This is a genomic window from Nonomuraea sp. NPDC005983 (assembly GCF_040614375.1).
Classification (GTDB): Bacteria; Actinomycetota; Actinomycetes; order Streptosporangiales; family Streptosporangiaceae; genus Nonomuraea.
On record NZ_JBEXUP010000001.1, the window covers coordinates 66,018 to 82,446 of the forward strand.

The 16,429-nt window shown below is 70.2% G+C and carries 12 protein-coding genes and 1 pseudogene; 7 read left to right on the plus strand and 6 right to left on the minus strand.

Annotated elements, in window-relative coordinates:
* Window positions 1-76 precede the first annotated feature (76 nt).
* On the plus strand, window positions 77-1,414 hold the full coding sequence (locus ABZ297_RS00320; protein ID WP_355337493.1) for an NYN domain-containing protein: 1,338 nt from the start codon (window positions 77-79) through the stop codon (window positions 1,412-1,414).
* A gap of 120 nt (window positions 1,415-1,534) precedes the next feature.
* Here the strand turns inward: ABZ297_RS00320 and ABZ297_RS00325 are convergent, their stop codons facing one another.
* Entirely contained in the window at window positions 1,535-2,695 is a 1,161-nt protein-coding gene (locus ABZ297_RS00325) for a VLRF1 family aeRF1-type release factor (RefSeq protein WP_355337038.1), read from the minus strand.
* Window positions 2,696-2,944: 249 nt separating this feature from the next.
* Between ABZ297_RS00325 and ABZ297_RS00330 the strand changes: the two are divergent.
* Together ABZ297_RS00330 and ABZ297_RS00335 are read left to right on the plus strand one after the other, a co-directional pair.
* Window positions 2,945-3,019 (plus strand): annotated as a pseudogene (locus tag ABZ297_RS00330) (helix-turn-helix domain-containing protein); the annotation flags it as partial.
* A gap of 568 nt (window positions 3,020-3,587) precedes the next feature.
* On the plus strand, window positions 3,588-3,893 hold the full coding sequence (locus ABZ297_RS00335) for a zinc ribbon domain-containing protein (protein WP_355337496.1): 306 nt from the start codon (window positions 3,588-3,590) through the stop codon (window positions 3,891-3,893).
* Window positions 3,894-3,911: 18 nt separating this feature from the next.
* Here ABZ297_RS00335 and ABZ297_RS00340 read toward each other — a convergent pair whose 3' ends face one another.
* A complete protein-coding gene (locus ABZ297_RS00340) occupies window positions 3,912-4,541 on the minus strand; it encodes a response regulator (RefSeq protein ID WP_355337040.1) in 630 nt (209 codons plus the stop codon).
* A gap of 3 nt (window positions 4,542-4,544) precedes the next feature.
* Window positions 4,545-8,708, minus strand: a complete 4,164-nt coding sequence (locus tag ABZ297_RS00345; protein ID WP_355337042.1) for a HAMP domain-containing protein — start codon at window positions 8,706-8,708, stop codon at window positions 4,545-4,547.
* A gap of 120 nt (window positions 8,709-8,828) precedes the next feature.
* Between ABZ297_RS00345 and ABZ297_RS00350 the strand changes: the two genes are divergently transcribed.
* The gene (locus ABZ297_RS00350) at window positions 8,829-10,373 is read left to right on the plus strand and encodes a GAF domain-containing SpoIIE family protein phosphatase (protein ID WP_355337044.1); all 1,545 of its coding nucleotides are present in this window, start codon (window positions 8,829-8,831) and stop codon (window positions 10,371-10,373) included.
* Between the two features lie 64 nt (window positions 10,374-10,437).
* Complete coding sequence (locus ABZ297_RS00355; RefSeq protein WP_355337046.1) at window positions 10,438-10,962, plus strand: nitroreductase family protein; 525 nt, start codon at window positions 10,438-10,440, stop codon at window positions 10,960-10,962.
* A gap of 31 nt (window positions 10,963-10,993) precedes the next feature.
* Here the strand turns inward: ABZ297_RS00355 and ABZ297_RS00360 are convergent, their stop codons facing one another.
* The 3 genes from ABZ297_RS00360 to rho form a co-directional block, all read right to left on the minus strand.
* Entirely contained in the window at window positions 10,994-12,760 is a 1,767-nt protein-coding gene (locus ABZ297_RS00360) for a prolyl oligopeptidase family serine peptidase (protein ID WP_355337048.1), read from the minus strand.
* 141 nt (window positions 12,761-12,901) lie between these two features.
* Window positions 12,902-13,861 carry a putative RNA methyltransferase gene (locus tag ABZ297_RS00365; protein ID WP_355337050.1) on the minus strand — a complete coding sequence of 320 codons (960 nt, stop codon included), beginning with the start codon at window positions 13,859-13,861 and terminating at the stop codon, window positions 12,902-12,904.
* 161 nt (window positions 13,862-14,022) lie between these two features.
* Window positions 14,023-15,129, minus strand: a complete 1,107-nt coding sequence (gene rho, locus ABZ297_RS00370; protein WP_355337052.1) for a transcription termination factor Rho — start codon at window positions 15,127-15,129, stop codon at window positions 14,023-14,025.
* 378 nt (window positions 15,130-15,507) lie between these two features.
* On the opposite strand from rho, the gene ABZ297_RS00375 reads away from it, so the two are divergent.
* Both ABZ297_RS00375 and ABZ297_RS00380 read left to right on the plus strand, forming a co-directional pair.
* Window positions 15,508-15,651, plus strand: coding sequence for a hypothetical protein (locus tag ABZ297_RS00375; protein ID WP_355337054.1), 144 nt, complete (start codon window positions 15,508-15,510; stop codon window positions 15,649-15,651).
* A 9-nt stretch (window positions 15,652-15,660) separates the two neighbouring features.
* A complete protein-coding gene (locus ABZ297_RS00380; protein ID WP_355337056.1) occupies window positions 15,661-16,401 on the plus strand; it encodes an MBL fold metallo-hydrolase in 741 nt (246 codons plus the stop codon).
* Window positions 16,402-16,429 lie beyond the last annotated feature (28 nt).

Sequence of the window (16,429 nt, forward strand, 5' to 3'; positions counted from 1 at the left end):
AGAGGGCCGCTGGAGTCCGGTCTCTGACGGTGCAGGGCCGGCAAGCTCGGGGCCACCCAAGAAAGGGGCGGTGTCAGTGGATCGCTGCGCGCTGTTCGTGGACGCTGGCTATCTGCTGGCTGACGGCGCGATGGCCGTGCATGGGACCCGCCATCGCGAGGCCGTTTCCTGGGACTATCCCGGGTTGCTCCAGCTCATGAGCAACCTGGCACGCGAGCGCACCGGCCTGCCGCTGCTGCGCTGCTACTGGTACGAGGCCACCGTCGAGGGCCGCCGGACCCCCGAGCACGACGCGCTGGCCGACATCCCCGGCCTCAAGCTCAGGCTCTCCCGCATCCGCCCCGGCCGCCGCGAGGGCGTCGATGCGCAGGTGCACCGCGACCTGATGACGCTGGCCCGCAACAGCGCCATCTGCGACGCCGTGGTGGTCAGCGGCGACGAGGACCTCGCCCAGGTCGTCTGCGACGCCCAGGACCTCGGCATCAGGGTGACCGTCGTGCACATCACCACCGAGGGCAGCTGGGCCGTCTCCCGCACGCTCAGGCAGGAGGGCGACGATCTCATCGAGATCGGCGCGAACCACCTGCGTCCCTACGTCAACCTGGTCAGCGGGGCCGTCGAGGCGTCCAACGGGCACCAGCCGCTCAGCAACGGCCACCACTCGCTGGGCAACGGGCATCAGCCGGCCGGGAGCGGTCACCAGCCGATGAGCAACGGCCATGCCGCGCACTCGCTGCCGCCCGCCTCGCAGCCGTCGGCGCCGCCGATCACACCGCCGATCACACCGTCGATCACACCGCCGCCCGCGCCATCGTCCGCGCCGCCGCCCACGCCCGCACTGCCGTCCCTGCCGCCCGCGCCGCAGAAGAGCAGCGGCAGCCACGCCGCGCCCCCGGCCGAGCAGCCCCCGCAGAGCCAGCCCACCGCTGGTGGCCTGCCGCCGAGCCGGGGCCAGGCTGCCACGCCGCCCGCGCTTCCCTCGTACACGTTCCCGTCCGAGCAGCCCGTCACGCCGCCGCCTGCCGCGCCCGCGACGGGGCCCGTCCAGCAGTCGCCGATGACCGGCCAGTTCTCCTCGCCCCCCGGCGGTTACCAGCCGTCGCAGCTCGGCCCCTACACCGGGCCGCAGCCCGCGCCCGTCCCGCCGCCCGCGGCCACCGCGGGCGCCACGACGCTGGCCGACGCGGTCAAGTCCGCGCACAGGGAGGGGCACGACTTCGGCGAGTCCGTCGCCCGCGACGCGCCCGCGCTCTGGCTGGAGGCGGTGCTCGCGCGCAAGCCGCGCATGCCGTCCGACCTGGAGGCCAGGCTGTTGCAGGGGTCGTCGCTGCCGATCGACTTCCTGCTGCACGACGAGGTGCGTCACGCGCTCCGCCGCGGCTTCTGGGACGCCTTGGAGCGCGCCAGACACTAGCCCGCCCGACGCCGGCCGGTTCGTTCGAGTGCCCGCCGACGCGGGTTCAGGCGGCTCGCTCGCGCCGGTCGACCGCTGACCCCGGTCATGAGCTCGCGCCGGTCGACCGCTGACCCCGGTTCACCAGCGCAGGTGCGCGGCCACGCCGTCGTGGTCCGCCAGCTCGGCCGCGGCCTGCGCGGTGAGGATGGTGACCTGGGCGCCGCTCTCCAGCGCTCGCTCGATCATCCGCTCGCCCAGGTCCGGCTCCTCCACCGCCTGCACGCCCGGCGGCACCTGCCCGGCGGGGTAGAGGAAGCCGTCGGGCCCGCGCCCGCCGTGCCACCGCCCGTTCTCGTCGAGCAGCAGGTCGTCCACCCGGCCCTCGTTCAGCAGCGCCAGCGTCTGCCCGAGCCCCAGCGCGCCGTGGCCTCCGGAGAACGCGGCGTCCTTGACCTGGCTGACCAGCGCGGCGTCGCGGCGCGCCCGTACCTCGGCCAGCGTGCCGGAGACGTGTTTGACCACGTCGGGCGCGTGCAGCGACGGCGGGATGATCGTGTCGGCCTGGATGACCGCCAGGGGGCGCAGCGCCGCCGCCACCGTCTCCGTCAGCTTCGGGTCGCCGACCAGCAGCAGGTCCGTCCAGCGCAGCCGTCCCATCCGGCTGCCGATCTGTGGTGCGATCGCGTGCAGGTAGCGCTGGAGGTTCACGTCCACGCGGCGCTGGAACTTGTCGAACAGGACCGACGACTGCCGCGCCGCGCTCGGGGAGGCGGGCCCGCGCATCTTCCGCCAGTCGCCGGTGTCGAGGGTGAAGACCGACTGGTAGACGTCCTCGGCGAGGCCGTACCTGTGGTCGATCAGCCGCACGCCGTCGCGGGAGATCAGCGCGATCCCGGCGGGCGCGCCGGTGGCCATCGCGGTGACGAGCGGCCGTACGTACGCGGTCGACTCCAGCACCGCGCAGGTGCCGACAGGCACCTGCAACGTGGTCATCCGCACGTCGTCGTCGCTCACCGGCGAGACGAGCACCCGCCCGATCCCGGACGCGGCGGGGTTCACCAGCTCCAGGACGTACGGCTCCAGCTTGTCGAGATGGCCGAGGACGGCCATGCGCCGATCCCTCTCCGGCCACTCGGACACCTGCTCCCGCATGGCCACCAGCTCGTTGCGAAGCTGGATCTCCCAGACGGGCCTGATGGCCGTCTCCTCCCGAGGGTCGGCGGTGACGTACAACGACACCACGCCGACCTCGTCCTTCAGCGCGACGAGCTCCCGAAGGAAGGCATGCTCGAATACCATGTCGGCCTCCTAGCGCCGGATCACTCCGACTCTAGGCACCAGAAATACGGATAATTCACCCTCTTAACGGAGGTTGTTCGCGGTTTTTACCATGACCTCCGGAGGAAGCCCGGTCCTTCAGGGCCGGGCGGACTCCGGCCCCGCAAGGGGGGCCCGGCGGAGCCGGGACAACCCAGGGCGCGAAGCACACATAACCTCACCTTCTCCCTTTCGCTGACGGATCTTTCCGTGCTGCGGCAACATACGAACATGCGTACGGCGTACAAGGTGCGGGTCTACCCCACCCCCGAACAAGCGGCGGTGCTGAACCGCACGTTCGGCTGCGTACGCCTGGTGTGGAACAAGACGCTGGCGTGGCGGCAGAACCGCTATCACGCCGACGGGGTCACGACGTCCTACGCGCAGAGCGACCGGTACCTGACCGAGCTGAAGCGTGACCCTGAGTTCGGGTTCCTGCTCGACGTCTCCTCCGTGCCGTTGCAGCAGACGTTGCGCCACCAGTACACGGCGTTCGTGAACTTCTTCGCCGCACGCGCCCGCTACCCCCGGTTCAAGTCCCGCCACGGCAAGCAGTCGGCGACCTACACCCGCTCGGCGTTCCGCTGGAAGAACGGATGGCTGTTCCTGGCCAAGATGGACGCGCCTGTCGAGTTCGTGTGGTCCTGGCCCGAGGTGGACCCCGCCACGCTGAACCCGACGACGGTGAGCATCTCCCGCGACCTCGACGGCCGCTGGCACGCCTCTCTCGCCGTCGAGGCCGCCGACGAGGCAACCGACATGGCCGCTGGCGGGACCGCCGGCGACCCCGGACAGGCCCCGGCCGCCGGCTCGGCGGTGCCGCCGCCTGGCGCGGGTCATCTCCGACTGCGGATGGGGCGAGTTCCGGCGCCAACTGCAGTACAAGACCGCCAGGCACGGGTGGCACCTGATCGTGATCGACCGCTGGTACCCCTCCAGCAAGACCTGCTCGGCGTGCGGGCACCTGCTCGCCGAACTCTCGCTCAACACCCGCACGTGGCAATGCCCGTCCTGCGGCACCCGGCACGACCGGGACATCAACGCTGCCAAGAACATTCTGGCCGCTGGTCAAGCGGTGCCCGCCTGTGGAGCTGACATGAGACATACCGGGCCCTCCCGGATGCGGTCGGCTGCGAAGCAGGAAACCTCACCCGCGAGGGTGGGACTCCCCCTCCGTTAGGAGGAGGAGGAAGTCAACTCAGGACAGCGCGTCGAATCCCGAGCGGAGGCGGGCGATCCGCTCGGCCAGGTCGGCCACCGGCCCCGCCAGGCCGGGATCCTGCGTCTTGCGGACGAGCTCGCGCACCCGCGCCAGCTCTTCCTCCACCGCCGACAGCCTGCGCGTCAGCTCCGGCAAGACCGCGGCGTGGTCGCCCGCGCCCGGCGGCAGCTCGCCGCTGACCTTGTCGCGCAGCAGCGACGCCTGCTCGGCCAGGCGCTTGTTCATGTTGTAAAGCTCGGCGAAGACCGACACCTTCGCCCGCAGCACCCAGGGATCGAACGGTTTCGTGAGGTAGTCGACCGCACCCGCCGCGTAGCTGCGGAAGGCGTAGTCGGGAGCGCTGTCGACGACCGTCAGGAAGATGATCGGGATGTTCCTGGTGCGCTCGCGTCGCTTGATATGGGCAGCTGTCTCGAACCCGTCCATGCCGGGCATGCGCACGTCGAGCAGGATGAGCGCGAACTCGGTGTTGAGCAGCGCCTTGAGCGCCTCCTCGCCCGATCTGGCGCGCACCGGCACCAGGTCGAGTGAGCTGAGGATGGCCTCGAGTGCGATCAGGTTCTCCTCCCGGTCATCGACCAGGAGGATCTTCGCTCGCTCCGCCATCGATCACGACCCTTCGGCTGAATCCGTCGTGGCCCCACGCCCACGGCTGAGCCAACCGCGCAGTCGTTCGAGCAGGCGGTCCACGTCGACCGGCTTGGGCACGTAGTCGGACGCGCCCGAGGCGATGCTCTTCTCACGATCGCCCCGCATGACCTTAGCGGTCAACGCGATGATCGGCAGATCCGCGAACTGCGGCATGCGCCGGATGGCGGACGTCGTGGCCCACCCGTCCATCTCCGGCATCATGATATCCATCAGGACGAGCCCGACATCCTCGTTCCGTTCGAGCTGCTCGATCCCCTCCCGCCCGTTCTCGGCGTAGACGACCGTCGAGCCGTGCCGTTCCAGCACGCTGGTCAGCGCGAACACGTTGCGGATGTCGTCGTCGACGATGAGGATCTTCGCTCCGCTGAGCGGGTCGTCGCCCTGCCAGTGACTGCCCTCGACGGGCGCGTCGATGAGCTCGGGCAGCGGCAGGTGATCGAGCGGCATCGGCTCGGGGGCCGGCGGCTCCTCGACGGGCACGGCGATGAGCTGCCTGCGGGCGGCGCCGCCGTCGGTCGCCACCAGCGGGCCCGAGTACGAGGCCGGCAGGTACAGGGTGAACGTGCTGCCCTGGCCCAGCTCGCTCTCGACGTGGATCTCGCCGCCGAGCAGCCTGGCGATCTCGCGGCAGATCGACAGGCCCAGCCCGGTGCCGCCGTACTTGCGGCTGGTCGTGCCGTCGGCCTGCCTGAACGCCTCGAAGATGACCTCGCGCTTGTCGGGCGCGATGCCGATGCCGGTGTCGATGACCTGGAAGGCGAGCAGGTCGTGGGAGTTGTGCAGGGTGTCGTCGTCGAAGTCGACCCCCGCGGGGGCGGGTGCGACCCGCAGCTTCACCTCGCCCTTCGGGGTGAACTTCACCGCGTTGGAGAGCAGGTTGCGCAGCACCTGCTGGAGGCGCTGCTCGTCGGCCCGCAGCTCCTGCGGCACGTCCGTGTCGACGTCCACCGTGAACGCCAGCCCCTTGTCGGCGGCGAGCGGCGAGAACGCGGCCTCCAGCAGGTCGACCATCTTCGGCAGCGACACCTGGATCGGGTGGATGTCCATCCGGCCCGCCTCGACCTTCGACAGGTCGAGCATGTCGTTGATCAGCTGGAGCAGCGCGGAACCCGCGCCGTGGATCGTCCGGGCGAACTCGACCTGCTGCGAGGTCAGGTTGCCCTCGGCGTTCTCGGTCAGCAGCTTGGCCAGCACGAGCAGACTGTTGAGCGGCGTGCGCAGCTCGTGCGACATGTTGGCGAGGAACTCGGACTTGTAGCGGGACGAGACCGCGAGCTGCTCCGCGCGCTCCTCAAGCGTGCGGCGGGCCTGCTCGATCTGGAAGTTCTGGATCTCGATCGCCCGGTTCTGCTTGGCGAGCAGCGCCGCCTTGTCCTCCAGTTCGGCGTTGGACCTGCGCAGCTCCTCCTGCTGGCGCTGCAGCTCGTCGGAGCGCTCCTGCAGCTCGCGGGTGAGCCGCTGCGACTCCGTCAGCAGGTCTTCGGTGCGGGAGTTGGCGATGATCGTGTTCATCGTGACGCCGATGGTCTCGACGAGCTGCGTCAGGAAGTCGAGGTGCACCTCCCCGAACGGGGTGAAGGAGGCCAGCTCCAGCACGCCCAGCACGCGGTTCTCGAACAGGATCGGCAGCACCACGATCTGCGCGGGCGTGGACTGGCTGAGCCCGCTGTCGATGGTGATGAACTGCGGCGGCACGTCGTCGAGGATGATGTGCCGGCCCTCGGCCGCGGCCTGGCCGACGATGCCCTCGCCGACCGCGAAGCGCTGGCGCGGCCCCCGGTCGGGACGCACCCCGTAGCCGCCGATCAGCAGCAGCTCGTGATCGCCCTCGGGATCGACGCCGTAGAACGCGCCGTAGCGGGCCGACACCAGCGGGGTCAGCTCGCTCATGGTCAGCTTGGCCACCTCGAACAGGTCGCGGTGGCCCTGCATGAGCCGTGAGATGCGGGCCAGGTTGGACTTCAGCCAGTCCTGCTCCTGGTTGGCCTGGGTGGTCTCGCGGAGGTTGGCCACCATCGAGTTGATGTTGTCCTTCAGCTCCGCCAGCTCGCCCTGCGCCTCGACGGCGATGGAGCGGGTCATGTCGCCGCGCGCCACGGCGCTGGTGACGGTCGCGATCGCGCGGACCTGCGTGGTCAGGTTCCCGGCCAGCTCGTTGACGCTCTCGGTGAGCCGCTTCCAGGTGCCCTCGACGCCCTCGACCCGGGCCTGGCCGCCGAGCTGGCCCTCCGAGCCGACCTCGCGGGCGACTCGGGTCACCTCGGACGCGAACGACGACAGCTGGTCGACCATCCGGTTGATGGTGGTCTTCAGGGCCAGGATCTCGCCCTGGGCGTCGACGTCGATCTTGCGGGTGAGGTCGCCGTTGGCGACCGCGGTGGTCACCTCGGCGATGTTGCGCACCTGGGAGGTCAGGTTGTTGGCCATGGAGTTGACGTTGTCGGTGAGGTCCTTCCAGACACCTGACACGCCCTGCACTCTGGCCTGGCCGCCCAGCTGCCCCTCGGTGCCGACCTCGCGGGCGACGCGGGTGACCTCGTCGGCGAAGGACGACAGCTGGTCGACCATGGTGTTCAGGGTGTCCTTGAGCTGGAGGATCTCACCCTGGGCGTCGACAGTGATCTTCTTCGACAGGTTGCCCTGCGCCACCGCGGACGAGACCGCCGCGATCTGCCGCACCTGGGAGGTCAGGTTGTTGGCCATGGAGTTGACGTTGTCGGTGAGGTCCTTCCAGACCCCGGAGACGCCGCGGACCTGCGCCTGGCCGCCCAGCTGCCCCTCGGTGCCGACCTCGCGGGCGACTCGGGTCACCTCGGACGCGAACGACGACAGCTGCTCGACCATCGTGTTCATGGTCGACTTGAGTTCGAGGATCTCGCCCTGGGCGTCGACGTCGATCTTGCGGGTGAGGTCGCCGTTGGCCACGGCCGTCGTCACCTGGGCGATGTTGCGCACCTGGTAGGTGAGGTTGTTGGCCATGGAGTTGACGTTGTCGGTGAGGTCCTTCCAGACGCCCGACACGCCCTTCACCTCGGCCCGGCCGCCCAGCTTGCCCTCGGTGCCCACCTCGCGGGCGACGCGGGTGACCTCGTCGGCGAAGGACGACAGCTGGTCGACCATGGTGTTCAGGGTGTCCTTGAGCTGCAGGATCTCACCCTCGGCGTCGACAGTGATCTTCTTCGACAGGTTGCCCTGCGCCACCGCGGTCGCCACCGTCGCGATGCTGCGCACCTGCGAGGTCAGGTTGTTCGCCATGAAGTTGACGTTGTCGGTCAGGTCCTTCCAGACGCCCGACACGCCCGTCACCTGGGCCTGGCCGCCCAGCTGCCCCTCGGTGCCGACCTCGCGGGCGACGCGGGTGACCTCCTCGGCGAAGCCGGACAGCTGGTCGACCATCGTGTTGACGGTGTTCTTCAGCTCGAACATCTCGCCGACGGCGTCGACGGTGACCTTGCGGCTCAGGTCGCCCTTGGCCACCGCGGTGGTCACGACCGCGATGTCGCGCACCTGCGCGGCCACGCGCGACGACATGGTGTTGACGGCCTCGGTGAGGTCGCGCCAGCTGCCGGACATCCCGCGCAGGTTGGCGCCGCCGCCCAGCCGGCCCTCGGTGCCCGCCTCGCGGGCCACCCTGGTCACCTCGGAGTTGAACAGGGCGAGCTGGTCGACCATGCCGTTGATGGCCTTGCCCAGGCGGCGCACCTCGCCGCGCGCCGAGCGGTCGAGGTCGATCCGGCGCGACAGGTCGCCCTTGGCCACGGCGTCGATCACGTCGGCGGCGCCGCTCACCGGGCTCACCAGCGCGTCGATCAGCATGTTGACGGACTCGACGCTCTCGGCCCACGCGCCGACCCCCGGCCCAGGGGTCAGGCGCTCGCCGAAGCGGCCTTCCTTGACGACTTCCTTGCGCACCCGTACGAGCTCGTTCGCCAGATGTTCCCGACGATCAGCCACCTCGTTGAGCAGCAGCCGCACCTCGCTCAGGATTCCCGCGGGCGCGTGCGGGACACGGCGCCGGAAGTCTCCGTCGCGCCACGAGAACAGCGTCTCCAGAATCGGGACGAGATCCGACTCGGTGTAGGTCCTCTCCTCAGGACTCGACGCGGCCTTGGCCGGTGTCATGGGGCCTCCTTCACCCCCGGCATCCCTCCGGGAGTGATTCAAGTCTGTCACGATGAGTAGCTCGTAGTCCTGTCCTTGGATTTACCCCAAGTCAGCGCGAAGTGTGGTAGGCACGGTGGGATGACTGCATCTCCCCATGCGGTGCTCGCTGCGACCTTCGCGCCGGGCGAGACCGCTGTGCCGGCTGCGATGAGGTTCACGCGCGAGGTGATGACCGCGTGGGCCGCGGGCGGCATGCTCCACGCCGCCGAGCAGGTGGCGGGTGATCTGGCCCAACAGGCCGTCGACGAGCCGTTCGAAGTCATCTGGAAGCACTTTGGCGATGCCGTGCAGGTTGAGCTGCGGCAGCGCATGGCGGCGCAGGGGGATCCGAAAGCTCCGTCCGTGGGGGTCGAGGAGTGGGGAATCACCTTTGCGGGCGATTCCCGTGTCCATTGGGCAAGACTCACGCTACCCGGCTCTGGCGATCGGATGACGTCCGAGTGGCTGGAGGAGGGGTCTCGTGGCCCCCACTGGCTGGGTTTCCTCGCCGACGCGAGCGACCTGCTGGCCGGCACGCTCGACCCCGGCATGGTGCCCGCCATCATCGCCCAGATCGTGGTGCCCAGGCTGTCGAGCTGGTGCGCCGTCTACACCTCCGACAGCGTGGCCGGCCCGGCGCGGCTGGCCTACCTCTGGCACGCCGACGAGGCCAGGATCGACGGGCTGCGCGAGGAACTGGCCGAGGTGGACGTGTCGTCCGTCGACTCCAGGGTCACCTCCGCCATCCAGCTCGCCGACTCCCAGGTGCTCGCAGTGCCGCTGACGGCGCGCGGGCGCAGCCTCGGCATGATGTGCCTGGGCAGGTCCGACCGCTTTGCCGACGAGGTCATCCAGTTCGCCGAGGACATCGGCAGGCGTGCGGCGCTGGCCATGGACAACGCCCGCGTCTACGCCCAGCAGGCCGCCGCCAACCGCGCCCTGCAGCGCAGTCTGCTGCCGCCCAACGAGCCCGAGGTGCCGGGGCTCGACTACGGCGTCGTGTACGAGCCCGCGGGCGAGGTCAACGAGGTCGGCGGCGACTTCTACGACCTGTTCAAGGCGGGCGACGACTCGTGGCGCTTCGCCATCGGCGACGTGTGCGGAACCGGCCCCGAGGCCGCGGCGGTGACCGGCCTGGCCCGCCACACGCTGCGGCTGCTCGCCCGCGAGGGGTACGGCGTGGCCGCCGTCCTCGGCCGGCTCAACCAGGCGATCCTCGAAGAGGGCGAGCGGGCCAGGTTCCTCACGCTGCTCCACGGCGACATCACCCCGGTCGGGTCGGGCCTGGAGGTACGCATGGTGTCGGCCGGGCATCCCGAGGCGCTGCGGCTCAAGCCGAACGGCGCCGTGGAGACGGTGACCACCCCGCAGTCGCTGCTCGGCGTCTTCCACGAGGTGGTGTTCGAGGCCGACACCATCCATCTCGACCACGGTGACGTGCTGCTCGCGGTCACCGACGGGGTGACGGAACGCCGCTCGGGCGGGCGCCTGCTCGACGACGACGGCGGCCTCGCCAAGCTGCTCGCCGAGTGCGCGGGGCTGTCGGCCAGGGCCGTCGCCGAGCGCATCCGCAGGGGCGCGGCGGAGTTCGCCGCCGAGCCGAGCGCCGACGACCTGGCGATCCTGGTCCTCCGCGCCCGCTGAACGAACTCTCGCGGCGTGGGCTGGGAGAATCTCGGGCAGGTGACGGGTTCGGGGGGAGGCAGGCATGGGAGAGACGCTACGGGCTGAGGTGGCCTCGCTGCGGGCCACGCGGTGGTTCGCCGACACACCGGTGCCGACGAGCGAGATCGTGCGGGTGCTGGAGGCGGCCCGATGGACGGGGTCGGCGCGCAACCGTCAGCCGTGGCGGTTCGTCGTCGTCAGGGACCGCGGCCTGCAGAAGGCGTTGAGCCTGCTGGGAGCCTACGCGGCTCATCTGGCCGCCGCTCCGGTGGTCGTCCTGCTCGCGGTGAACCAGGAGACCGGGGGCGAGGACGCGGAGTTCGACGCGGGCAGGGCCGCCCAGAGCCTCATGCTCGCGGCACACGGTCTGGGTATGGGCACCTGCCCGGCCTCGTTCTTCCCCGCCTACAACGCCGAGCGGGCCGCCCGGATGGTCGACGTCGAGGCCCCGTGGAAGGTGCGTACGGCCATCTCCCTCGGATATCCGGCCCCCACGCCACCGGGCAGGTCGGCGATCCCCTCCGGACGTCTCCCACTCGACCGCCTGGTCCGCTGGATCGACGGCTGATTTCGGGCACTTACTGATGAAATGTCATTCTCTAGTGGACATTGACGTGTTTACGGGCGAAATCGAGCTGAAGCGCTATTTGAGCGATTCGCTCGGCGACGACCAGTGAACCGTGAACGGCGTCGTACGTATACACCTCGTGATCGCGTCCGTGTTCGGCCAGTTTCGCTACGTATTTTTCGATCTGGCGTAGCGGGCAGCGCGTGTCGTTCTCTCCGGCGAGAATCAGGACCGGGGCCTTGACCTGGTCCACGTAGGTGATCGGGGAACTGGCCGCATACCGCTCCGGCTGCTCGTCGGGTGAGCCGCCGAACAGCGCCCGATGGTAGGCGCGCAGGCTCTCGGCCTCGTCCTCGTAGGACGTCTGGTGGCAGGCGATCGGCACCGCCGCGATGCCGGCCGCCCAGAGGTCCGGCTGGGTGCCGAGCCCGAGCAGCGTGAGGTAGCCGCCCCAGGCGGTGCCGCTCAGCAAAGTCCTGGTGGGGTCGGCGATGCCGCGCTCCACCACCCACGCGCGCACGGCCGCGACGTCGGCCAGCTCGATGCGGCCCACGTCGCCGTGCAGCGCGTCGCGCCAGGCCGAGCCGTACCCGGTCGAGCCCCGGTAGTTGACCCGCACCACCGCGTAGCCCGCGTCGACCCAGGCCGCCGCCTCGGGGGAGAAGGAGTCGCGGTCGTGGGCGGTGGGGCCGCCGTGCAGGACGAAGACCGTGGGGTAGGGGGCCGCGCCGTGCTCCGGCCTGGAGACGAGCGCGTGGATGCGCCCGCCGGGGCCGTCGACGTCCAGGTCCTCGACGGGCACGCTGGGCGGCGCGGGCGGGCCGCCGGCGTTCATCACCACCTGGCCGTTGCTGGAACGGATCACCGGCGGGCGGGAGGCGCTGGACCAGGAGTACTCGACCGCACCGCTGGGGCGCGGCGCCGCCTCCTCGATCACGCCGTGCGGGGTGTCGATCAGGGTCAGGCCGCCGCCCGCGAGGTCGTAGCGGTGCAGGTAGCTGCGCGCCCGGTTGTCGCGGAGCAGCAGCAGGCCGCGGCCGTCGTGGTACCACTCGGCGGCCAGGTCGCCGGAGTCCTTCAGCCAGATCTCGCGCTGCTCGCCGGTGACCGCGTCCCAGACCAGCGGCTCGTGGCGCTGGCGGCGCTCGTGCAGGGCCAGCAGGCGGCGGTCGCCGAGGACCGGGGCGAAGCTGAGGCCGATCACGCCCTTCCCGGGCCCGTCGTACAGCTCGCCGACCACGTCACCGCACTGGCGGACGACCCTGAGCGCCGGATGCCGGAAGTCGCCGTATTCGCCGTGATTTATCGCGATTAACGAGCCGTCGAGGGACATGTCGGCGACCCAGGCGGCCTCCGCGTGCTCGTAGAGCAGGTGGGAGTCCTCGCCGGCGCGCGCCAGGTGGATGCGGAACGAGCCCCCGCTGGCGAGGCTGATCGCGGCCAGGCCGGTCGCGGAGAGCGCGATGCCGCCCGGCTGGCCGGCGGGCAGGTCGGGGGCGGCGAGTTCGTCCGGGCCGCCCGTGAACGGCTGACGCCACCAGACGCCGAACTCGTCGCCCTCGGTGTCGGCGAACCAGTAGATCCACTGGCCGGTGGGGTCGATGGCGGCGTGCGCGGTGCCCTTCGGTCTGTCGGTGACCTGACGGGTGACGCCGGTGCCGCGGTCCCAGGCGTAGACCTCCCAGGTGCCGCTGGCGTTGGAACGGTAGATCGAGCGGCTCGGAGCCTGGCGTGACCAGGACGGCAGCGTCATACGCGACGCCCGGAACCTGGCTTGCCAGCGTTCCTCGGCCTTCATCCGGTGCCCCCCTCCCTCTGATTACCCGCCTCAGGGCGTTGGTTGCCGTCCAGTATTGCGCCTGCGCCGCGAGAATACTCAGGGAATGTGGGGGAATTTCGGACTAAAAGCCCCATCAGTAACACGAGTCCCAGAGGCCCGTCAAGGAACGGCTCTTGAACGCGGCGATGTCTCGAAGATAGACAGGTGAAGCGCCGCTTTCACTTTCTCGCGATGCGTTACGCCATTCTCGTCGTTTCGATCCTCTTGTGCGATATATCCAGCGATTTGCTCTTCCAGCTTGGCCGCCTCAGTGTGCCACGCGCTCGGGCCCATTTTCACCACCTCGGCGATGCCGTGACGGTCGAGCTCCAGGTCGAACTCGACCACCTGCCGCGCCACCTCGGTGAAGCCGGCCAGGCTGCGTGCCACCCGACGTTCCTTCTCCTCGTCCACGGTGAGCAGGCCGAGCCGCTCGACCAGCGGGCTCAGGTGCGCGGGCGCGGGGGTGACGACGACGACGGCCCCACCAGGACGCAGGATCCGCGCGAACTCCGGCCCGTTCCTGGGCGCGAACACGTCGATCACCACATCGGCCACCTCGTCCTGGATCGGCAGCGGCCGCCACACGTCCGCCACGAACGCACCAGCCCGAGGGTGCGCCCGAGCCGCTCGCCGAACGGCGTGCTTGGACACATCGAACGCCAATCCGACGCCGGGATCCACCGCTTTGAGGACATTCGCAAGGTAGTAGCCGGTGCCGGCCCCGGCATCGACGACCACCGGCTTACGGTACGCCTCCACCCGGCCGCTGTCCGGTCTTCCGCCGATCCGACCGGACAACCCCCGGTGTGTGTGGCCTGGGATGAGGTCGCGGACCGTCTCGGCCAGGGCGGCGGCGAGAGGGGCGTAGCGGCCGGCGTCCAGGAAGGCGGCGCGGGCGGCGACCATGTCCGCCGTGTCGGCGGTGCCCGGGGGGCGCGAGCCGGTGAGCAGGCTGACGTAGCCCTGCTTGGCGACGTCGAAGCCGTGACCTTGGGCGCACCTCAGGGTCGCGCCGTCGAGCCGCAGTTCGGCGCGGCACACCGGACAGGCCAGGTATTCGATGATGTCGGCAAGCATGAGGACATTGTCGCCCCGGGCGGGGAAGTGCCTCGTGCCGGGCGCGAGCGTCACGGCGACCGGCCACGTACCGGTCAGAGGTCGTGTTCCTGGAGGTCCTCAGCCACGTGCGGCGGGTGCGTCGATCGCTGTGGGAAGCGGTGTGACTGCGCGAGGTCGGGTTACGACGAGGCGGCGGTGTGGAGGAAGGCGGCGTTGGTGGGGGTTTCGCGGAGCTTGCCAACGAGCAACTCCAGCCCCTGCTGCTTGTCGAGGGCGCCGAGCATGCGGCGCAGGCGCCAGACCACCTGCTGCTCGCCGGACGGGAGCAGGATCTCCTCGCGGCGCGTGCCGGACGCCTCCAGGTCCACCGCCGGGAACAGGCGGCGTTCCGCGAGGTCGCGGGTCAGGTGGAGTTCCATGTTGCCGGTGCCCTTGAACTCCTCGTACAGGCTGTTGTCCATGCGGGAGCCGGTGTCGACCAGCGCGGTGGCGAGGATGGTGAGCGAGCCGCCGTCGAGCACGTTGCGTGCCGCGCCGAAGAAGCGCTTGGGCGGGTAGAGGGCGGTGGCGTCGAGCCCGCCGGTGAGGACGCGTCCGCCCCCGCGCGCCTGGTTGTTGTAGGCCCGGCCGAGCCGGGTCAGCGAGTCGAGCAGCAGGACGACGTCGTGTCCGCCCTCGACGAGGCGCTTGGCCCGTTCGATGGCGAGCTCGGCGACGGCGGTGTGGTCGCGGTCGGGATGGTCGAAGGTCGAGGAGAAGATCTCGCCCTGGATGGACGCGCGCATCTCGGTGACCTCTTCTGGCCGCTCGCCGACGAGCAGCACCATCAGGTGGACTTCGGGATGGTTGCGGGCGATGGCCGCCGCCAGCGCCTGCAGGACCATGGTCTTGCCGGCCTTGGGCGGCGCGACGATGAGCCCGCGCTGCCCCTTGCCGATGGGCGCGAACAGGTCGATGACGCGGGTGCTGAGCGACTCGGTCTCGATGCACAGCCGTTCCGTCGGGTGGACGGGGGTCAGGTCGGTGAAGTGCGGACGGTCCAGCCATTCGGTGGAGCCGTTGGCCGATTCGACGCCGACCAGCTTGTTCCCGGCGACGGTGGCGACCACCTGGTCACCGGGGCGCAGGCCGAGCTGCTTGACCCTCTCGGGCGGCAGCCGCACGTCGTCCGGGCAGGGCAGGTGCTGCAGGCGGAGGTGCGCGCCCTTGTCCCTGACGTCGAGCAGGCCGCTGACCTGCCGGGTGGGAGCGGACGTGCGTGGTTGGGGGATGGTGTGAACAGACATGATGAACCCTCTCAGGGGTACGCCGAAAAGATGCTCGGCAGGTGTTGAACGCGAGCCCGGGCCCACAGAACGGGCGGGGCGGCGAAGCGGGAAAGCGAGCGGAGCTGAAGCTCGACGCTGCTCGGAACGTATCACACGTTCTGACCCAGACAACACCTAGCCCGCTTGGGCTATTCCCGGGGGGTTCTGGCGCCTTCGCCCGCGACGATCGGGGCTCCGACGTAACAATGTCCACCTCCGCTGTCGCGGAATGCCTGTGACGGGTGTGCAGAACGGCATGGTTCGCCCATCGGCGCAGCGGCATCCTGTCAAGCGACCTGCAGGGCCTCTGCAATCCGACGAGGCTTCCATAGAAGGACGAACTCCAAGGGGGACGAGATGAAGACCAAGACCAGCTGCCCGCGCTGCCACCACGAGCTCGACGAGGGCCCGATCATCTACCGGTGCGCCCACTGCTGCCGCGCGGTCTACGCCGCCGACGTCGAGAACGAGTACGTTCCGCGCCAGCGCGTCGCCGCATAGTCTGGGCGGATGCCGCACCAGCCGTTGACCGTGTCCGGCGTCGAGGTGACACCGCTCTGCGACGCCGTCGGGCCGATGGGCGAGGCCATCCGCCGCCCGCTCCCCGAGCTGTTTCCCGGATCGGCCGCGCAGGACGATCCGTGGGTCCTGCACTTCCACTGCTACCTGCTCCGCGATCGGGCGGGCCGCGTCACGCTGGTCGACACCGGCATCGGCGCCGCCGACTCACCCGCGTCGAGCTGGGCGCCGGTACCGGGCACCCTGGCCGGTGAGCTGGCCGCCGCGGGTGTCACGCCCGCCGAGGTCGGCACCGTGATCCTCACGCACCTGCACAGCGACCACGCGAGCGGGGCCGTCGCCGACGGCAGGCCGCTGTTCGAGAACGCCCGCTACGTGCTCCAGCAGGCCGAGCTGGACACCGCCCGCGGCGCGATGCTGGAGCAGATCGTCACCCCGATCAAGGGGCAGCTCCAGGCCGTCGAAGGAGAGGCCGAGGTGTCGCCCGGCGTCCACGTGCGGTTGACGCCCGGCCACACGCCCGGTCACCAGATCGCCAGGGTCGGCGAGCTGGCCATGACGGGCGACCTGGTGCTCCATCCCATGCAGCTGGCGGATCCGCGCGTCCGCTACCTCTACGACGACGACGCCGAGCAGGCGGTCGCCACGCGCGTGGAGGTGCTCGACGGGCTGCGGGCCGAGCGCGCGGTCCTGGCGACCGCGCACTTCAGCGACCCGTTCGTCCGCCTCTGACCCCGCTCACGCCTCTGATCCTGGGGGA